This is a genomic window from Streptomyces sp. NPDC005281 (assembly GCF_040607495.1).
Taxonomy (GTDB): Bacteria; Actinomycetota; Actinomycetes; order Streptomycetales; family Streptomycetaceae; genus Streptomyces.
Genome location: NZ_JBEXGX010000012.1, coordinates 199,358 through 218,106, shown reverse-complemented (window position 1 = coordinate 218,106; position 18,749 = coordinate 199,358). Strand labels below are relative to the sequence as shown.

The 18,749-nt window shown below is 72.0% G+C and carries 10 protein-coding genes; 7 read left to right on the top strand and 3 right to left on the bottom strand.

From position 1 onward, the window contains the following. Positions 1-107: 107 nt before the first annotated feature. Both ABZV42_RS19150 and ABZV42_RS19145 read right to left on the bottom strand, forming a co-directional pair. The gene (locus ABZV42_RS19150) at positions 108-1,652 is read right to left on the bottom strand and encodes an alpha/beta hydrolase (RefSeq protein WP_356052805.1); all 1,545 of its coding nucleotides are present in this window, start codon (positions 1,650-1,652) and stop codon (positions 108-110) included. Between the two features lie 154 nt (positions 1,653-1,806). Continuing rightward, the gene (locus ABZV42_RS19145; RefSeq protein ID WP_356052802.1) at positions 1,807-4,689 is read right to left on the bottom strand and encodes a lysylphosphatidylglycerol synthase transmembrane domain-containing protein; all 2,883 of its coding nucleotides are present in this window, start codon (positions 4,687-4,689) and stop codon (positions 1,807-1,809) included. A gap of 185 nt (positions 4,690-4,874) precedes the next feature. Here ABZV42_RS19145 and ABZV42_RS19140 point away from each other — a divergent pair, with 185 nt between their 5' ends. From ABZV42_RS19140 to nudC, 5 genes are all read left to right on the top strand, one after another. Beyond that, the gene (locus tag ABZV42_RS19140; protein ID WP_162683959.1) at positions 4,875-5,240 is read left to right on the top strand and encodes an MGMT family protein; all 366 of its coding nucleotides are present in this window, start codon (positions 4,875-4,877) and stop codon (positions 5,238-5,240) included. A 255-nt stretch (positions 5,241-5,495) separates the two neighbouring features. Next, positions 5,496-9,008 (top strand): ATP-dependent DNA helicase, encoded by a 3,513-nt coding sequence (locus ABZV42_RS19135; protein ID WP_356052800.1) that lies wholly within the window; start codon positions 5,496-5,498, stop codon positions 9,006-9,008. A gap of 229 nt (positions 9,009-9,237) precedes the next feature. Further along, a complete protein-coding gene (locus ABZV42_RS19130; RefSeq protein ID WP_356052798.1) occupies positions 9,238-12,921 on the top strand; it encodes an ATP-dependent DNA helicase in 3,684 nt (1,227 codons plus the stop codon). Positions 12,922-12,931: 10 nt separating this feature from the next. Next, a complete protein-coding gene (locus ABZV42_RS19125) occupies positions 12,932-14,344 on the top strand; it encodes a dipeptidase (RefSeq protein WP_356052796.1) in 1,413 nt (470 codons plus the stop codon). A 95-nt stretch (positions 14,345-14,439) separates the two neighbouring features. Beyond that, positions 14,440-15,387 (top strand): NAD(+) diphosphatase, encoded by a 948-nt coding sequence (gene nudC / locus ABZV42_RS19120; RefSeq protein ID WP_355985279.1) that lies wholly within the window; start codon positions 14,440-14,442, stop codon positions 15,385-15,387. Positions 15,388-15,457: 70 nt separating this feature from the next. Here the strand turns inward: nudC and ABZV42_RS19115 are convergent, their stop codons facing one another. After that, complete coding sequence (locus ABZV42_RS19115) at positions 15,458-15,712, bottom strand: mycoredoxin (RefSeq protein ID WP_326785638.1); 255 nt, start codon at positions 15,710-15,712, stop codon at positions 15,458-15,460. 322 nt (positions 15,713-16,034) lie between these two features. Between ABZV42_RS19115 and ABZV42_RS19110 the strand changes: the two genes are divergently transcribed. Both ABZV42_RS19110 and ABZV42_RS19105 read left to right on the top strand, forming a co-directional pair. Continuing rightward, entirely contained in the window at positions 16,035-18,230 is a 2,196-nt protein-coding gene (locus ABZV42_RS19110; RefSeq protein WP_356052794.1) for an ATP-dependent DNA helicase UvrD2, read from the top strand. A 164-nt stretch (positions 18,231-18,394) separates the two neighbouring features. Then, on the top strand, positions 18,395-18,721 hold the full coding sequence (locus ABZV42_RS19105; protein WP_355985283.1) for a hypothetical protein: 327 nt from the start codon (positions 18,395-18,397) through the stop codon (positions 18,719-18,721). Positions 18,722-18,749 lie beyond the last annotated feature (28 nt).

Here is an 18,749-nt window from a genome sequence, read left to right as displayed (position 1 = left end):
CCCTCGCCCGTGGTCCGCCCGAAGTCGCGGATCACATGCAGGCCATAGTAGGCGCCAGCCGCAGACCACCGTCGAGGCCTGTGGATAACGCTCTGACCTGCGACTTTCTAGGAGCAGACGGTTCCGGCGGACGGCACGGTGCCCTCCAGCAGATAGCCGTTCACCGCCCCCTGCACGCACTTGTTCTTGCTGTCGTACGCGCCGTGTCCCTGGCCCTTGTACGTCAGCTGGACCCCGACGCCCTTGCCGAGCGCGTTCACCATCGCCCGGGCACCCTCGTACGGCGTCGCGGGGTCGCCGGTGTTGCCGACCACGAGGATCGGCAACGCTCCGGGGGCGCTCACGTCCGGGTGCTCGGCGGCTCCCGGCACGGCCCAGTCGGTGCAACTGACCATGCCCCAGGCCAGATAGTCACCGAACAGCGGGGAGGCGGCCCGGAACTCGGGAACCTTCGACTTCACGAAGTCCGCGGTGTAACGCGGCTTGTCGTCGGCACAGTTGATGGAGACGTTCGCCGGGGTGATGTTGCTGTACTGGCCGTTCTCGCTGCGTCCGTTCATCGAGTCCGACAGCAGCATCAAGACCTTGCCGTCGCCGTCGTACGCCTGCTGAAGTCCCTCGGTCAGGTACTCCCAGAAGTCCTTGGAGTACAGCGACTGCGCGATGCCGCTGGTCGCGGCGGTCTGGGTGAGTCGGCGCGGGAAGACGCCGGGGATCGGCTTGCTGTCGAGGTCCTTCAGCAGTCTGGCGATGCGGTCCTTGACGTCCTGCGGGTTGTCGCCGATGGGGCAGTCCTCGGCCTTCGAGGTGCAGTCCTCGGCGAAGTTGTCCAGCGCGAGCTGGAAGCCCTTGGCCTGGCCGAGGGAGCTCTGTTCCACGTTCTGGGTCGGGTCGACGACCCCGTCGAAGACGGCCCGTCCCACGTTCTTGGGGAACAAGTGGGCGTAGACGCCGCCCAGTTCGGTGCCGTACGAGATGCCGAAGTAGTGCAGCTTGTCGTCGCCGAGTACCTGCCGCATCAGATCCATGTCGCGAGCGGCGTCCGTGGTGCGCACGCGGGGAAGGACCTTGCCGGAGTTCTTCTCGCACGCCGCGTTGAAGGTACTGGTGTTCCGCAGAAGTGCCTGCTGTTCGGCGGTGTCGTCCGGAGTGGCGTCCTGCTGGAAGAACCGGTCGAGCTGCTGGTCGTTCTCGCACTTCACCCCCGCGCTGCGGCCGACGCCGCGGGGATCGAAGCTCACCAGGTCGTAGCGGGTGCGCAGGGCGGCGTAGTCCTGTCCGAAGGCGGGCAGGGAGGCGACTCCCGAGCCGCCGGGGCCACCGAAGTTGAAGATGAGCGAGCCGATGCGCTTGGCGGGGTCGCCGCTCGCCTTCGCCCGGATCAGCGCGATGCCGATCGTGTCGCCCTTGGGGTCGGACCAGTCAAGGGGCACCTTCATGGTGGCGCACTGCCACTCCGCGCCACCCGGCAGAGGTGAGGGGGCGTTGCCGCCGCCCTGGGCCTCGGACGGCGCGGAGCACGCCTTCCAGTCCAGCTTCTGCGCCGTCAGATCCGCGTCCTTGGAGTCACCGCTACAGCCGGACACCCACGATGTCAGCAGGACGGCTGTGACGGCCAGGGCGGTGGCGCGCGGCCGGGACGGGTTCGGCATGTTCCCCATCCTGCGGGCGGGCGGGGTGGGGCGCTCGGGGCGCGAGCCGTGTGGGTGAGCGCGCTCCAGGGGCTCTCACCCGTGGGCGCGGGCCGGGACGGGACCGTCCGTACGCCGCCGGGACGGGGCGCGTACGGAGGGTCCGGCGCGGTCTCTAGAGCGCGCCCTTGCGTGTCAGGTGGTTGAAGAACAGCCATCCGGGCAGCACCGGGATCCACAGTGTCAGCAGCCGGTACAGGAGCACCGCGGGCGCCGCGACCTCCTTGGGCAGACCGACGGCGATCAGTCCGACGGTCAGGGTCGCCTCGACCGCGCCCACCCCGCCGGGGGTCGGCGCCGCCGAGCCCAGCGCGTTGCCGGCGAGGAAGACGACGGCGACGCTGGCGAGGCTGAGCGTGGTCGGTTCCTCGTGGCCGAACGCGCGGATCGATGCGTCCAGGCACATCACGAAGCAGGCCGTCAGCAGCAGCATGCCGCCGATGCCGGTGACGAGCTTCTGCGGCCGCTGGAGCACGTCCAGCATGCGCGGTACGACGCCCGCGAACAGCGACCTCACGCGTGTGGAGACGAACTTGCGCAGCATCGGCACCGACGTCACGACGAGGATGAACACCGCGACCGTCAGCAGACCCGCGATGACCGTACGGGACGGCGACAGGGACGGTGTCTTCTCCGTACCGGTCAGATAGCCGAAGGACAGCAGCATCAGGATGTGGCAGCCGAGCCCGAACAGCTGCGACGCGCCGACACTCGCCACCGCGAGCCCCGGCCGCACCCCGGCCCGCTGGAGGAAGCGTGTGTTGAGGGCGACACCGCCGACCGCGGCGGGCGCCACGATCTTCACGAACGAGCCGGCGACCTGGGCCGCCGCGGTCCGCAGGAACGGAACCCGCTCGGGCACGAAGCCGAGGAGGCTCATCGCGGCCGCGAAGTAGCTCAGGGCGGAGAACAGGGCGGCCGCCGCGACCCAGCCCCATTCGGCGTTGTCGAAGAGGGTCCCGAACTCGATGTGGGTGAGCTGCGTGAGCAGGAAGTACGCACCGATCGCCCCGGCGATGAAGCTGATCAGCGTGCGGGGCTTGACCCGCTCCAGGCGGGCCGGCTCCACGGGCGCCTGCGGTCTGATCAGCAGTACCTGGTGGCGGATCTGGGTGAGCAGGTCCTCCTCGCGTGCCTCGTCCAGGGCCTCGTCGATCGCCCGCTTCTCGGCGCGCTGCTCGGCGCGTACGGCCTTCTTCCCGGCCTTCTCCGGCACGGGCGCGGCGGCTTCCCCGCCTTCCTCGGCCGCTTCCGCGGCGCGGGCCAGCTTGGCCTGCCGCGAGGCCTCCAGCACCGCCTCGCGTTCGCGCTGCGCGCGCTCCCGGGCGAGTCTGCGCAGCGTCGCGCGCGTGGAGCGCGTGAGTGCGATCGGCTGGAGCATGGGAAGACAGTCGGCGACGGCGTCAGGACCGAGCACGCCCACCGCCGAAGCCACCGCGCGCTCGGCGCCCACGCGCAGCCCGAGGGTGGTCAGCAGCTGGGCGATGTCCATGCGCAGCAGCAGATCGCCGGCCGCGATCTCGCCGCCGCGCAGATCCGTGAGGATCACCGTGCCGGAACGATCCACCAGAATGGCGTCGCCGGCGAGCCGGCGGTGCGCGATGCGCCGGGACTGGAGCGCCTGCACCTGGTGCCAGGTGTCGCGCAGCAGCTCGTCGGTGATCAGCTCGTCGGGCAGGGAGTCGAGGGTGTGCGCGCCGGTGTGCTCGTAGACGAGCATCACGGCGTCCGGGCCCAGCTCGGAGGTGGCGATCAGCTTGGGCGCGTTGGCCCCGGCAGCGATGGCCGCGTAGGCGAGGAGGGCCTCCTGCTCCAGCGCCTGGCGCAGTGACTGGAGACTGCGGCGGGTGGTGATGCCTCGCAGCGTCAGACGGCGCCACGCGCGGTAGAAGAAGCCCTGTGCCTGCTGTTCGCGGTCGACGACCGTGACGTCCAGCGGCGGGCCGTCCTCCAGCGTGACGAAGTAGCGCCGTCCGCGGTCACCGCTCTCCGAGGTCTCCGGCATCTCCTCGCGGGCCGCGCTGACCGGGTGGAAGCCGACGTGCCGAAGGCCCGCCATCAGCGTCCGTCCGGTCGGCCGCACGTTCGGCGACCCGACCGCGTACAGCGTCCCGTAGGCGACGGTCCAGCCGATCAGCACCGTCAGGATGATCGAGAACGGGGTCGTGTAGCCGGTCACCAGCATGGAGAAGGCGTCGAGGAGCAGCACGACCCAGAGCACCCCGCGCCAGCGCGGTCTGCGGGACATGCCGACGGCCGTCATGTAGGCGATGACCGGTGCGAGATAGCCGTGCACCGGGTCGGTGAGGGCGTGGATGTCGCCCGGCGAGGGCTGGGTGAGCGCCTCCTGGATGGAGCCCGGGGCGCCCTTCGCGACCCAGAGGTCGGTGGCGAGGGTCACTCCGTGCGCGAGGACCGCGGCGAGGACGCCGTCGGCGATGCGCAGCCCGTCCCGCTTGATCAGCCGCTCGATGGCGAAGGCGACCGGCACCAGGAGGATCGCGATGCTGGAGGCCAGCCCCGCGATCTTGATCAGCAGATCGGGTGCCTGCCCGGTGCCTTTGTTGATGTCCTGTTCGAGGCCCGAGGTGGTGCCGTGCGCGAACGCGGCGATGGCGAGCAGCACCACGATCGCGAGAACGCCGACCAGGAGCCGCATCAGGTCGGAGGGGCGGTGCACGCGCGCGGGAAGCAGCGGTTCGTCGCCCTCGACCTCGTCCGCGTGGACGATCTCGTCCAGGCAGTCGGTGCCGCGCTCGACCTGCCGCTTCTCCTCCGAGGGAGGTCGGGAAGGGGTTTCCCGGTCCTCAGGAGACGAGTTTTCCCGTGCCTGGGGAGAGGATCCGGCGGCCTCGCCGGAATCCGTCCCGGCCGTCCCGGAGGGGGAATCGGCCGAGTTGCCGTCCGTGTCCTTGCCTTCGACGCCGTCGGTGTCCGGGCGCGACGAGGCAGCGGAGATGCCCTCCGCGTCCTCGGGGTGCACGCCCTGCTGCCTCATGGTCTCTTCTTGATCTCGTATCACCAGTCACCGCCCGCACGATGGTGGCATGCCCGAACGACACACGGGGGCATCAGGGTGCAAATGCGGGGCGCGCAATCTGCTACAAGCGTCACTCCGCGGGAAGGAATATGCACAGTCGCCGCCGGGTCACGTTGTCGGTGGGGTGGGGCAGGATGGGGCGGATGAGCGAGGAGAGCCTTCCGGCGGACGCGCTGCCGGAGTACGCGGAGCGGGTCCTCGACGTCGCCGAGCTGATCCCGCCCGGCCGCGTCATGACGTACGGCGACATCGCCGAATGGCTGGAGGAGGGCGGGCCGCGGCAGGTGGGCCGGGTGCTGGCCCTGTACGGCGGAGCGGTTCCGTGGTGGCGTGTCATGCGCGCCGACGGTGTGCTGCTGCCCGGCCACGAACTGGACGCGCTGGCCCACTACCGCGCCGAGGGGACGCCTCTGAAGGAGGCGAGCCGGGCCTCGGCGGGACATCTGCCACGCGTCGACATGAGACGGGCCCGATGGGACGGCGGCGAACGCGCGGAAGGTCACACCTGACAGCTTCCGGCATTCACGGGGCCGAAGGGGACACTGAGGCCGGTACGAGGGAAACGAGGCACATCCGTGACATGCCGTACGTTCGTAAGTCACGGGACACATGGGGCGCACGGCGCGTGAGGGAACAATCGGAAGCCCTCCTTCCGGGAACCGCACCGGCGTAGCGTCGTCGGCACACGTCCCTTCCTCCCCGCGGTCACCGCCCTCCACGCGGCAGCCCGCCCACCAGTACGAGCACCAGGACCGGCGAACCACGTGAGCCCCACTTCTTCCACCAGGCGCCTGACGCACCCTTTCGTGCGCCAGAGGGCCCGTGGTGCTTACCGGCTGGTGCGCACCACGCCGGCCAGGGTGGATCCCCCTCGTCTTGACGCAGGGCAGCGCGCGGTGGTTGACCACGGGAGCGGACCGCTGCTCGTGCTCGCGGGGCCCGGTACGGGCAAGACGACCACGCTCGTCGAGTCCGTGGCCGCCCGGATCGAACGCGGCGGCGACCCGGAGCGGATCCTGGTGCTCACCTTCAGCCGCAAGGCGGCCGTCGAGCTCCGCGACCGCATGGCACTGCGCATAGGGGCCGCCCGCGCGCCCCGGGCCACCACGTTCCACTCCTTCTGCTACGCCCTGATCCGCGCCCACCAGGACAGTGACCTGTTCGTGGAGCCCCTGCGGCTGCTTTCCGGCCCGGAGCAGGACGTGGCCGTGCGCGAGCTGCTCGCGGGCCAGCCCGACCTGGAGCGGCTGGGCCTCGCCCATGTGCGCTGGCCGGACGAACTGCGCGCCTGTCTGACCACGCGCGGCTTCGCGGACGAGGTCCGCGCGGTCCTCGCCCGCAGCCGGGAGCTCGGTCTCGGTCCCGACGCGCTGGAGGCCTTCGCGCGGCGCATCGGCCGCCCGGACTGGGGCGCGGCGGCGGCCTTCCTCGCCGAGTACCTCGACGTCCTCGACATGCAAGGAGTCCTCGACTACGCGGAACTCGTCCACCGCGCGGTGCTCCTCGTCCGCCGCCCCGAGGTCGCCGAGCGGCTCGCGGCGCAGTACGACGCCGTCTACGTGGACGAGTACCAGGACACCGACCCCGCCCAGGTGCGGCTGCTGCGCGGCCTCGCCGGCGGTGGGCGCACCCTGGTCGCCTTCGGTGATCCCGACCAGTCGATCTACGCCTTCCGCGGCGCCGACGTGAACGGCATCCTTGAATTCCGCGACGCCTTCCCGCGCGTCGACGGCCGCCCGGCCCCCGTCGAGATCCTCGGGACGTCCCGCCGCTCGGGCGCCGGCCTGCTGGAAGCCACCCGCCGGCTCACCCTGCGCATGCCACTTACCCGCCTGCCGGCGCAGAAGGTACGCGCCCACCGCGAGCTGTCCCCGGTGCGGGACGGGGGGCACGTCGAGGTCTACACGTACCCGACGTCCGGCACGGAGCTCGACAACATCGCGGACATCCTGCGCCGCGCCCACCTGGAGGACGGTGTTCCCTGGGGGGAGATGGCCGTCCTCGTACGCGCCGGTTCCCGCACGATCCCCACGATCCGCCGGGCGCTCACCTCGGCGGGCGTGCCGCTCGACATCGACGGCGACGATCTGCCCCTGCGGCACGAGCCCGCGGTCGCGCCCCTACTGACGGCACTGCGGGCGGTGGCCCGCGCGGAGTCGGGGACGAGTGCGGAGGGGGCGTCCGGTGCGGACGTGATGTCCGCTGCGGCCGCGGATCCCCGTGCCGACGCCGATCCGAATGCCGATGCCGCCGCCGATCCGAATGCCGGCACAGCTCCGGATGCCGAAGCCGATACCGACCCGCACGCCGGCACAGCTCCGGGTGCTGACGCCGAGCCGAACGCCGAGACCGATCCGGATGCCGCCGAATCGCTGGAGGACGGCGACGGTGTCCACGTGGCGTCCTGGCTGGACACCGAGACCGCGCTCACCCTGCTTGCGTCGCCTCTCGCGAGCATGGACGCCGCCGACCTGCGGCGCCTCGGGCGTGCCTTGCGCGAGGAGGAGCGCGCCGGCGGAAACCTCGTACCGCCGCCGTCCGACGTCCTGCTCGCCCGCGCGCTGGCCGAGCCGGAGCGGCTCGTCGCGCACGATCCCGCGTACGCCCGAGGGGCCCAGCGCCTCGGCGCGCTGCTGCGCAAGGCGCGTGAGCGTCTGGCGGGCGGCGGAACGGCCGAGGAGGCTCTCTGGGACCTCTGGGACGGCACGCCCTGGCCGCAGCGCCTGGAGCGGGCCGCCCGGCGCGGCGGCGCGGCCGGACGCAACGCCGACCGGGACCTGGACGCTGTTTGCGCGCTGTTCGCGACCGCCGAACGCGCGGAGGAGCGCACCGGCGGCCGGGGCACTCTGAACTTCCTGGAGGAGATCGACGCCGAGGACATCGCGGCCGACACCCTCACCCGCAGGGCCGTCCGCCCCGATGCCGTACGCCTGATGACGGCGCACCGCTCCAAGGGCCTGGAGTGGCGTCTCGTCGTCGTCGCGGGCGTCCAGGAGGGCCTGTGGCCGGACTTGCGCCGCCGCGGCTCCCTGCTGGAGGCCGACCGCATCGGGCGGGACGGTCTCGCCGAACCTCTCACCCCCAGGGCACTCCTCTCCGAGGAGCGCCGGCTGTTCTACGTGGCGGCCACCCGCGCGCGTGAACGGCTCGTCGTCACGGCGGTCAAGGCACCGGCCGACGACGGCGACCAGCCCTCCCGCTTCCTGACCGAACTCGGCGTCGAGCCCAAGGACGTGACCGGCCGCCCGCGCCGGCCGCTGGCCGTCGCCGCGCTGGTCGCCGAGCTGCGCGCCACCACGGTCGACCCGCGCGTCTCGGAGAGCCTCAGGCAGGCCGCCGCCCGCCGCCTCGCCCGGCTCGCCGCCCTCGCCGACGAGGACGGCCGCCCGCTCGTCCCCTCCGCGCACCCCTACCGCTGGTGGGGCATGTACGAGCCGACGGAGAGCAAGGTCCCGCTGCGCGACCGCGACCAGCCCGTCGTGCTCTCCGGCAGCGCCCTCGACCAGCTCGCCAACACCTGTGCCCTGCAATGGTTCCTCGGGCGGGAGGTGAAGGCCGACGCGCCCGCGACGGCAGCTCAGGGCTTCGGCAACGTGGTGCACGTCCTCGCCGACGAGGTCGCCTCCGGGCGCACCCCCGCGGACCTCGACGTCCTCATGGAGCGCCTCGACTCCGTGTGGAACGCGCTCGCCTTCGACGCGCCCTGGAAGTCCGCGCAGGAGAAGGACCACGCGCGCGTGGCGCTCGAACGCTTCCTGAAGTGGCACGTCATGGACCGCACCGGGCGTACGCCGGTGGCCAGCGAGCACGACTTCGACGTGACCCTCGAAGCGGGCTCCTACGAAGTACGCATCCGCGGCTCCATGGACCGTGTGGAGGCGGACACCGAAGGCCGTGCCTACGTGGTCGACTTCAAGACCGGCAAGCACGCGCCGAGCGCCGCCGAGGTGACCCACCATCCACAGCTCGCCGTCTACCAGCTCGCCGTCGGCGAGGGCGCGGTCGACGAGGTCTTCGACGGCGCGCGTCCCGAAGCCGGCGGTGCCGAGCTCGTCCAGCTCCGCCAGGGAGCCGCCAAGAAGAACGGCGGCGAGACCCTCCCCAAGGTGCAGGCGCAGGAGCCGCTGGAGGGCGAGTGGGTCGGCGACCTGCTGGCGAACGCCGCGGGCAAGGTCCTCGACGAACGGTTCTCGCCGACGACGGGACAGCACTGCACGCACTGCTCCTTCCGGGCGTCGTGCAGCGCCAGGCCGGAGGGCCGGCAGGTGGTCGAGTGACAGGCCGCGCACCGGCCCCGGGCGGGGGGCCGTGGGCCTGGCCGCGCGGCGCACGCCGGGCCGGCGGGCGCCGGGTCGCGTGACGCCGTACGAGCCGTCCGTCCGGGTGGCCCCCGAGGACACGACGTCGACGAGTGACGTATAGCACCACATGTGCTGACCTGCGGTTCTATCGCCCCTGCCGCCGATGTGGCCACCGCTGTCAGTGGACGCCGCTAGCCTCTGCGACATGCCCGCCCGTATCACCGACCCCGAACAGCTCAAGGAGCTCCTCGGCATTCCGTTCACCCCGGAACAGACGGCCTGCATCACCGCGGAGCCGGCACCGCAGGTGATCGTGGCCGGAGCCGGTTCGGGCAAGACCACGGTGATGGCGGCCCGCGTGGTGTGGCTGGTCGGCACCGGGCAGGTGGCCCCCGAGCAGGTGCTCGGCCTGACGTTCACCAACAAGGCGGCGGGTGAACTCGCCGAGCGGGTCCGCAAGGCGCTCGTCAGGGCGGGAGTCACCGACCCGGACGTCATCGACCCCGACAACCCGCCGGGCGAGCCGGTCATCTCCACGTACCACGCCTTCGCGGGCCGGCTGCTGACCGACCACGGTCTGCGCATCGGCCTCGAACCGACGTCCCGGCTCCTCGCCGACGCCACCCGCTACCAGCTCGCCGCGCGCGTGCTGCGTGAGGCGCCGGGCCCGTACCCGGCGCTGACCCGCTCCTTCCCGGACCTGGTGGGCGACCTCCTGACCCTCGACTCCGAGCTCGCCGAACACCTCGTGACGGCGCAGGACCTGCGTGCCCACGACGCCGAGCTGCTGCGCACCCTGGAGAGCGCCCGGCTCACCAACGCCGATCTTCGCAAGGTCCCCGAGGCAGCCGCGGCCCGGCGCGAACTCGCCGAGCTGGTGGGCCGCTACCGCGCGGCGAAACGAGAGCGGGACCTCCTCGACTTCGGCGACCAGATCGCCCTGTCGGCCACCCTGGCCCGCACCCGCCCCGAGGTCGGGGAGATCCTGCGGGACGAGTTCCGGGTGGTCCTGCTGGACGAGTACCAGGACACGTCGGTGGCCCAGCGGGTCCTGCTCGCCGGACTGTTCGGCGGCGGCACCGGACACCCCGTGACCGCGGTGGGCGACCCCTGCCAGGCCATCTACGGCTGGCGCGGGGCCTCGGTGGCCAACCTCGACGACTTTCCCGAGCACTTCGCACGCCCCGACGGCCGCCCCGCTACCCGACAGTCGCTCAGCGAGAACCGCCGCAGCGGCGGCCGCCTCCTCGACCTCGCCAACGGCCTCGCCGAGCCGCTGCGCGCCATGCACGCGGGCGTGGAAGCCCTGCGGCCCGCCCCGGGGGCCGAGCGGGACGGCCTGGTGCGCTGCGCGCTGCTGCGCACCCACGCCGAGGAGATCGGCTGGCTCGCCGACTCGATCGCCCATCTCGTGCGCACCGGGAAGGCACCCGCCGAGATCGCCGTCCTGTGCCGTACCGCCACCGACTTCGCGGAGATCCAGGGCGCGCTCGTCGCCCGTGACATCCCCGTCGAGGTGGTGGGCCTGTCCGGTCTGCTGCACCTGCCCGAGGTGGCCGACCTCGTGGCCGTCTGCGAAGTCCTCCAGGACCCGGGGGCCAACGCCTCCCTCGTCCGGCTGCTCACGGGCCCGCGCTGGCGGATCGGCCCGCGCGATCTCGCCCTCCTCGGGCGCCGCGCCCGTCTGCTCGTGTCCCACGCGCGCGTGGGCGCTGACGACGATCCGGACCGCAGGCTCGCCGCGGCCGTCGAGGGGGTCGACCCGGCCGAGGTGATATCGCTGGCCGACGCGCTGGACACGTTCCTGGAGACGCCCATCGCGGCGGCTGGGGACGACGACGGGCTGCCCTTCTCGCCGGACGCACGCGTGCGCTTCGCGCGGCTCGCCGCCGAGCTGCGCGACCTGCGCCGCTCGCTCGCCGACCCGCTGATGGACGTCCTGCACCGGGTCCTCGCCGTCACCGGCCTGGAGGTCGAGCTCTCCGCGTCCCCGCACGCCCTGGCCGCCCGCCGCCGCGAGACCCTGTCGAACTTCCTGGACATCGCCGCGTCCTTCGCGTCCGGCGACGGCGAGGCGAGCCTGCTGGCCTTCCTCGGCTTCCTGCGTACCGCCGCGCAGTACGAGAAGGGCCTGGACAACGCTCTGCCCGGGGGCGAGAACACCGTCAAGGTCCTCACCGCACACAAGTCCAAGGGCCTGGAGTGGGACGTCGTGGCCGTCCCAGGTCTCGTCGACGGCACCTTCCCCAGCGGCCAGGGCCGCGAGAAGTGGACCGCCCAGGGCAAGGTCCTGCCCCACCGGCTGCGCGGCGACGCCGACACGCTGCCCGACGTCGAGGCCTGGGACGCCAAGGGCATCAAGGCCTTCCACGAGGCCATGAAGGCCCACCAGAGCACCGAGGAACTGCGCCTCGGCTATGTGACGTTCACCCGTCCCCGTTCCCTCCTGCTCGGCTCCGGTCACTGGTGGGGGCCCTCCCAGAAGCGGACGCGCGGCCCCTCGGACTTCCTGCACGCCCTCTACGACCACTGTGCGGCCGGACACGGCGAGATCGAGGTCTGGGCGGACGAACCGGCCGAGGACGAGGAGAATCCGGCCCTGCGCGAGGCGGCCGCCGACCACGCCTGGCCGCTCCCGCTCGACGACGCGGCGCTCGTCCGGCGCCGCGCCGCGGCGGAGACGGTGCTCGCCCACCTGGAACGGGTCGCGTCCCACGACGAGACCCACCCGGGCGCCGACGCTCACCCGTACACGGCCGCCCACGACCCCGGCTCGTACGACGATCCGGACTGGCCGCCCCCGCCCGAGGCCGACATCCCGCCCTACGACGAGTACGACGAGTACGAGGAAGGCGGCGCCTACGGCGAGGACGGGCTCCCGGAGGACGAGTTCGCCGAAGCCGGTCCTACGGAGGACCGCTTCCGCGAGCACCGCTCCCGCGAGGACCGTCCGACGCAGGAACGTCTCGCGGAGAACGCCCTGTCCGAGGGCGAGAGTGAGGACCGGGACTGGGACTCCTGGACGACGGAACGGCCCGGAGACCGTCCGGCCGGCCGCGGGAGCGGGCGCCCGACGGTGCCGCACCAGGCCCAGGCTCCTGCCGCCCGCCCGCACCCCCGGGAGCCCGGGACCGAGCGCCTCACGCCCGAGGAGGCCCGCACCCTCGCCTCCTGGGACCGCGACCTGGACGCGCTGACCGGGGAGCTCCTGCGCGCCCGCGAGACCGTCACCCACGTACCCCTGCCGGCCTCGCTCACCGCTTCCCAGCTGTTGCGCATGGCCGCCGACCCGGACGGCTTCGCACAGGAACTCGCACGCCCCATGCCACGCCCCCCGCAGCCCGCCGCGCGCCGGGGCACGCGCTTCCACGCCTGGGTGGAGTCCCGCTTCGAGGAACTGCGGCTGCCGATGCTGGACCCCGAGGACCTGCCCGGCAGCGAGGCGGAGATCGCCGACGAGCACGACCTGCAAGCCCTGAAGGACGCCTTCGAACGCAGTCCCTACGCGCACCGCACCCCGTACCGGGTCGAGGTGCCCTTCCAGCTCTCGATCGCGGGCCGGGTCGTCCGCGGCCGGATCGACGCCGTCTACCGGAACGGCGAAGGCGACGGGACGACGTACGAGATCATCGACTGGAAGACCGGCCACGGCCGCACGGCCGACCCGCTCCAGCTCGCGCTCTACCGCCTGGGCTGGGCCGAGCGGCAGGGAGTGCCCCTGGAAACCGTCACGGCCGCGTTCCTCCACGTGCGCGACGGTGAGATCGTACGACCGGACGGCCTCCCGGATCGTGCGGCGCTGGAGCGGCTGCTCACCGAGGACCCGGCGGGCGCACCGGACGGGCTTCCCGGGGAACCGCCGGACGAACACGCCTCTGTGGGCGGATAGGCTCAGGAACATGAGCAAGCCCGTTGACAACGCCGTCAGCACCGTCCGTACGTACATCGAGACCCACCGCGCGGCCTTCCTCGACGACCTCGGTCAGTGGCTGCGCATCCCCTCGGTCTCGGCCCAGCCCGACCACGCCGCGGACGTGGCACGCAGCGCCGACTGGCTCGCCGCCAAACTCCGGGAGACCGGCTTCCCGACCTGCGAGGTCTGGCCGACCGCGGGTGCCCCGGCCGTCTTCGCCGAGTGGCCCTCCGAGGACCCCGGCGCACCCACCGTCCTCGTCTACGGGCACCACGACGTGCAGCCCGCCGCGCGTGAGGACGGCTGGGACACCGACCCCTTCGAGCCGGTGATCCTGGGCAACCGCCTCCACGCGCGCGGGGCCGCGGACGACAAGGGGCAGGTGTTCTTCCACACACTCGGCGTCCGCGCCCACCTCGCGGCCACCGGGCGTACCACCCCGGCCGTTCACCTCAAGCTGCTGATCGAGGGGGAGGAGGAGTCCGGCTCACCGCACTTCCGTGAACTCGTCGAGAAGCACGCGGAGCGCCTCGCCGCCGACGCCGTGATCGTCTCCGACACCGGCATGTGGTCCGAGGACACCCCCACGGTCTGCACGGGCATGCGGGGGCTCGCCGAGTGCGAGATCGTCCTCCACGGACCCGAGCAGGACATCCATTCCGGGTCCTTCGGCGGCGCCGTGCCCAACCCCGCCACCGCGATCGCCCGCCTGGTCGCCGCCCTGCACGACGAGCACGCGCGCGTGGCCGTACCCGGCTTCTACGAGGGCATCACCGAACTCACCGACCGCGAGCGCGAACTCTTCGCCGAACTGCCTTTTGACGAAGAGCGGTGGCTGAGCACCGCCAGGTCCACGGCCACCCACGGAGAGGCCGGACACACCACCCTGGAGCGCGTCTGGGCCCGCCCGACCGCCGAGGTCAACGGCATCGGCGGCGGCTACCAGGGCGCTGGCAGCAAGACGATCATCCCGTCCTCGGCCCTGGTGAAGCTCTCCTTCCGGCTCGTCGCGGGGCAGGACCCGGACCACATCGAGAAGGCCGTACGCGCCTGGGCCGCCGAGCAGGTGCCCGACGGCATCCGGCACGAGATCACGTTCGGGGCGGCGACCCGCCCGTGCCTGACGCCACTGGACCACCCCGCCCTTCAGTCCGTCGTACGCGCCATGGGCCGGGCCTTCGAGCAGCCCGTCCGCTACACCCGCGAGGGCGGCTCGGGACCGGCGGCCGACCTCCAGGAGGTCCTCGGGGCCCCGGTGCTCTTCCTCGGCATCTCCGTTCCCTCCGACGGCTGGCACGCCCCCAACGAGAAGGTCGAGATCGACCTCCTCCTGAAGGGCGTCGAGACGACCGCCCACCTGTGGGGCGACCTGGCCGAGAACTGGCGCGAGACACACTGAACAAGCAGAACCGCAGCGCCAAGAGCGCACCGTACGACCGCCCTGCTGAACCGCCCGCCGAAATATCCGTTCCACCGGGGGAGTTGGAAGCATCCGTGACCACCTGGACCGACCACAGCGCCGACCGTCCCATCTCGCTCACCGCTCCGAGCGGCATCGACCGGGCCGCCCACCACCGGCTCGACGAGGCCTGGCTCGCGGCGGCCTGGAGCCACCCCACGACCCGCGTCTTCGTGGTCTCCGGCGGTCAGGTGCTCATCGACGAGACGGCCGACGGCACCACCGAACTGCTGATGACGCCCTCCTTCGAGGCCCCGCTCACCGAGGCGCACCGCTACTTCCTGGGCACGGACGACGACGGGGTGAGCTACTTCGCGCTCCAGAAGGACGCCCTTCCCGGCCGTATCGACCAGTCCGCCCGGCCGGCCGGCCTGCGTGAGGCCGGTCTCCTGCTGTCGCCGCGCGACGCCGGTCTGATGGTCCACGCGGTCGCCCTGGAGAACTGGCAGCGGCTGCACCGCTTCTGCTCCCGCTGCGGCGAGCGCACCGTCATCGCCGCCGCCGGTCACATCCGCCGCTGCCCCGCGTGCGGCGCCGAGCACTACCCGCGCACCGACCCGGCCGTGATCATGGCCGTCACGGACGACGACGACCGCATCCTGCTCGGCCGGCAGGTGCACTGGCCCGAAGGCCGCTTCTCCACCCTCGCGGGCTTCGTCGAGCCCGGCGAGTCGATCGAGCAGTCGGTGCGCCGAGAGGTCTTCGAGGAGGCCGGCGTGACGGTCGGCGAGGTCGAGTACGTCGCCAGCCAGCCCTGGCCGTTCCCCTCCAGCCTCATGCTGGGCTTCCGGGCCCGCGCCACCTCGTCGGAGATCACCGTCGACGGCGAGGAGATCCACGAGGCCCGCTGGTTCTCCCGGGACGACCTGAGGGCCGCCTTCGAGTCCGGCGAGGTCATGCCTCCCTACGGGATCTCGATCGCGGCACGCCTGATCGAGCTCTGGTACGGCAAGCCGCTGCCGACCCGGGGAACCGCCGTCTGAGAGCGCTCGGGACATGACGAACGCCCCTCCTGCGAGTTCGCGGGAGGGGCGTTGCCGTGCGCGCGGGAGGTCAGGCGGTCAGGGCCTGCTTCACCTGGGCGAGACTCGGGTTCGTCATGACGACCTCGGCGCCCCCGGCGGCGACCACCAGGACCGTCGGAACGGTCTGGTTGCCGCCGTTCGCCTTCTCGACGAACGCCGCGGACTGCGGGTCCTGCTCGATGTTGATCTCGTTGTACGCGATGCCCTCACGGTCCATCTGGCTCTTGAGCCGACGGCAGTAGCCGCACCACGTGGTGCTGTACATCGTCACAGTGCCCTGCATGTCTCATGCGCTCCTTCACGGCGGGTGGCTGGTCGCTGCAAGTGGAACGCAGGCCGCCCGGCCGCCATTCCCGCGGGGGGTATCCGGGCCGCCCGTCGGGACGAGACACTCGCCGCGACCGCGCCCCACCGCAGGTGACACGGCCGCGGCAGGGGAGAGGCGGGACACCCGTGGCCATGGCTGGAACACGCCCGCGGCGGATGCGGCGGACATGACACTCGCACCCCTGGTGGACGTGACGCTCACCGCATTCGTACGACCGCAGCCGCCTCCCTGTGGACAACCGGCTCACCCGTCTCCGCCGACCTGGCAGCATGGCTGTGTGACAGCAGCAACGCACTCCACCCTCTTCCCGCAGGTTCCGGACACGGCCGACGCGGTGCTCGACGGGCTCGACCCCGAGCAGCGCGCGGTCGCTACCGCCCTGCACGGTCCGGTGTGCGTGCTGGCGGGAGCCGGCACGGGCAAGACGCGGGCGATCACCCACCGCATCGCCTACGGGGTGCGCGCGGGGATCCTCCAGCCCTCCAGCGTGCTCGCCGTCACCTTCACCAACCGTGCCGCCGGAGAGATGCGCGGACGGTTGCGCCAGCTCGGCGCCGGAGGCGTCCAGGCCCGCACCTTCCACTCCGCCGCGCTGCGTCAGCTCCAGTACTTCTGGCCGAAAGCCGTCGGTGGGTCACTGCCCCGGCTGGTGGACCGCAAGATCCAGCTCGTCGCGGACGCGGCGGCCGCCTGCCGCATCCGCCTCGACCGAGGAGAGCTGCGGGACGTCACCGGCGAGATCGAGTGGTGCAAGGTCACCCAGACCATCCCCGCCGACTACGCGGCGGCCGCCGCCCGCGCCGGCCGCGAGGCGCCCCGGGACCCGGCGGAGACCGCCAAGATCTACTCGGCGTACGAGGACCTCAAGCGCGACCGCGCGGTCATCGACTTCGAGGACGTCCTGCTGCTCACGGTCGCGATCCTCCAGGACCGGCACGACATCGCCGAGCAGGTCCGCTCCCAGTACCAGCACTTCGTGGTCGACGAGTACCAGGACGTCAGCCCGCTCCAGCAGCGCCTGCTGGACCTGTGGCTCGGCGAGCGGGACAACCTCTGCGTGGTGGGTGACGCCAGCCAGACGATCTATTCGTTCACCGGTGCAACTCCGGACCACCTTCTCGACTTCCGCACCCGCCATCCCGGAGCTACCGTCGTCAAGCTCGTCCGCGACTACCGCTCCTCGCCCCAGGTCGTCCGGCTGGCCAACGGTCTGCTCTCCCAGGCGCGCGGCCGGGCCGCCGAGCACCGGCTCGAACTGATCTCCCAGCGGCCCCCGGGCGCCGAGCCCGTATACGCCGAGTACACGGACGAGCCCGCGGAGGCCGAGGGCGCCGCCCGCCGCATCCGCGACCTCATCGCCTCGGGCGTACCCGCCGGTGAGATCGCGATCCTGTTCCGCACGAACTCCCAGTCCGAGACCTACGAGCAGGCCCTCGCCGACGCCGGTGTGCCCTACCAGCTGCGCGGCGCCGAGCGGTTCTTCGACCGTCCCGAGGTGCGCAAAGCCGGCGCGGCCCTGCGCGCCGCGGCCCGTTTCGGCGGCAACGACTCGCTGCTCGACGATGTTGTCGACCTGCCCTCGCAGGTTCGCGCGGTGCTCTCGGGCGAGGGCTGGACCGGCAACCCCCCGGCGGGTTCCGGAGCGGTCAGGGAGCGCTGGGAGTCCCTGGCCGCCCTGGTGAACCTCGCGCAGGACTTCGCGGTCGCCAGGCCCGGCGCGACACTCGGTGACCTGGTGGCCGAGCTCGACGAACGAGCGAGTGCCCAGCACGCCCCGACCGTGCAGGGTGTCACCCTCGCCTCCCTGCACTCCGCCAAGGGGCTCGAGTGGGACGTCGTGTTCCTGGTGGGTGTCGCCGAGGGCATGATGCCGATCACCTACGCAAAGACCGACGAGCAGATCGAGGAGGAGCGCCGTCTCCTCTACGTCGGTGTCACCCGCGCCAGAGAGCACCTCTTCGTCTCCTGGGCGCTCGCCCGCTCGCCCGGAGGCCGCGCGGGCCGGCGCCCGAGCCGGTTCCTCGACGGGCTGCGTCCCGGCTCCGTCGCCACGGTGGGCGCCGGTTCGGGTGCCCGCTCGGGAGGCATCGAGCGTGGCGTCGGAAGGGCCGGCGTCACCGCCGTACGGCGTACGAGCCGCAGTCCCGCGCGCTGCCGGGTGTGCGGCCGCACGCTCACCGACGCCGGCGAGATGAAGCTGATGCGCTGCGACGGCTGTCCCTCCGACATGGACGAAGGTCTGTACGAGCGGCTGCGCGAGTGGCGCGCGGTGCAGGCGGAGCGCAGCGGGCAGCCCGCGTTCTGCGTCTTCACCGACAGGACGCTGATGGCGATCGCCGAGACCGCGCCGGACGACGAGGGCGAGCTCGCCCGGATCCCCGGGGTCGGCGTCCGCAAACTCAACCGCTTCGGGGCCGAGGTTCTGGCCATCTGCGCAGGTCGGGAGGTCGGAGAAGACGGTGCGGGCAACTGATTCAAACTCGTCGAGAAAATAGTTTGCGCATGCCCGGGCAATCCCCATAGGTTCTTAACCACGGCGGCAGCGGCCTTCTCGAAGGCCCTGGTTCCGTGCTGTACTTAATATCCGTCGGACCGGCTCGCACCGGTCCCCCAAGACGCCGAGAGGAGGCGATCCCAGTGATCAGCATCAACACCAGCTTCAGCACCACCGTGAAAATGACCGATCGCTCGGTCGTCGTCTCCACGTGCCCGCTCGGCGTCTCGAACCTGGGCACCGGTCTGTCCGGCATTACCGCCGTCCGGCCGGCGTCCTCCGTGTCTCTCACGGGTCTTCCCGTTAGTGAGCGCAATGAGCGACCGACCCAGGCACTGGAAGCGGCAGTAGTGGCAGAAGCACATGCCTATGCCTTTGCGGCAGCCGGTGCCGGATCCCTGAAGCAGACACAGCAGCACCACACGATGTGGGCCTTCCGTGGGCCTGAACCCTGGAGTGATCCAGCCTGATTCACCATCAGGCCGGCGCCTTCAGGGC

What these genes read in the sequence shown, in the direction of transcription:
- ABZV42_RS19150 (WP_356052805.1), bottom strand. Translation starts at nt 1,652, where the DNA reads ATGCCGAACCCGTCCCGGCCGCGCGCCACCGCCCTGGCCGTCACAGCC.
- ABZV42_RS19145 (WP_356052802.1), bottom strand. Translation starts at nt 4,689, where the DNA reads ATGAGGCAGCAGGGCGTGCACCCCGAGGACGCGGAGGGCATCTCCGCT.
- ABZV42_RS19140 (WP_162683959.1), top strand. Translation starts at nt 4,875, where the DNA reads ATGAGCGAGGAGAGCCTTCCGGCGGACGCGCTGCCGGAGTACGCGGAG.
- ABZV42_RS19130 (WP_356052798.1), top strand. Translation starts at nt 9,238, where the DNA reads ATGCCCGCCCGTATCACCGACCCCGAACAGCTCAAGGAGCTCCTCGGC.
- ABZV42_RS19125 (WP_356052796.1), top strand. Translation starts at nt 12,932, where the DNA reads ATGAGCAAGCCCGTTGACAACGCCGTCAGCACCGTCCGTACGTACATC.
- ABZV42_RS19115 (WP_326785638.1), bottom strand. Translation starts at nt 15,712, where the DNA reads ATGCAGGGCACTGTGACGATGTACAGCACCACGTGGTGCGGCTACTGC.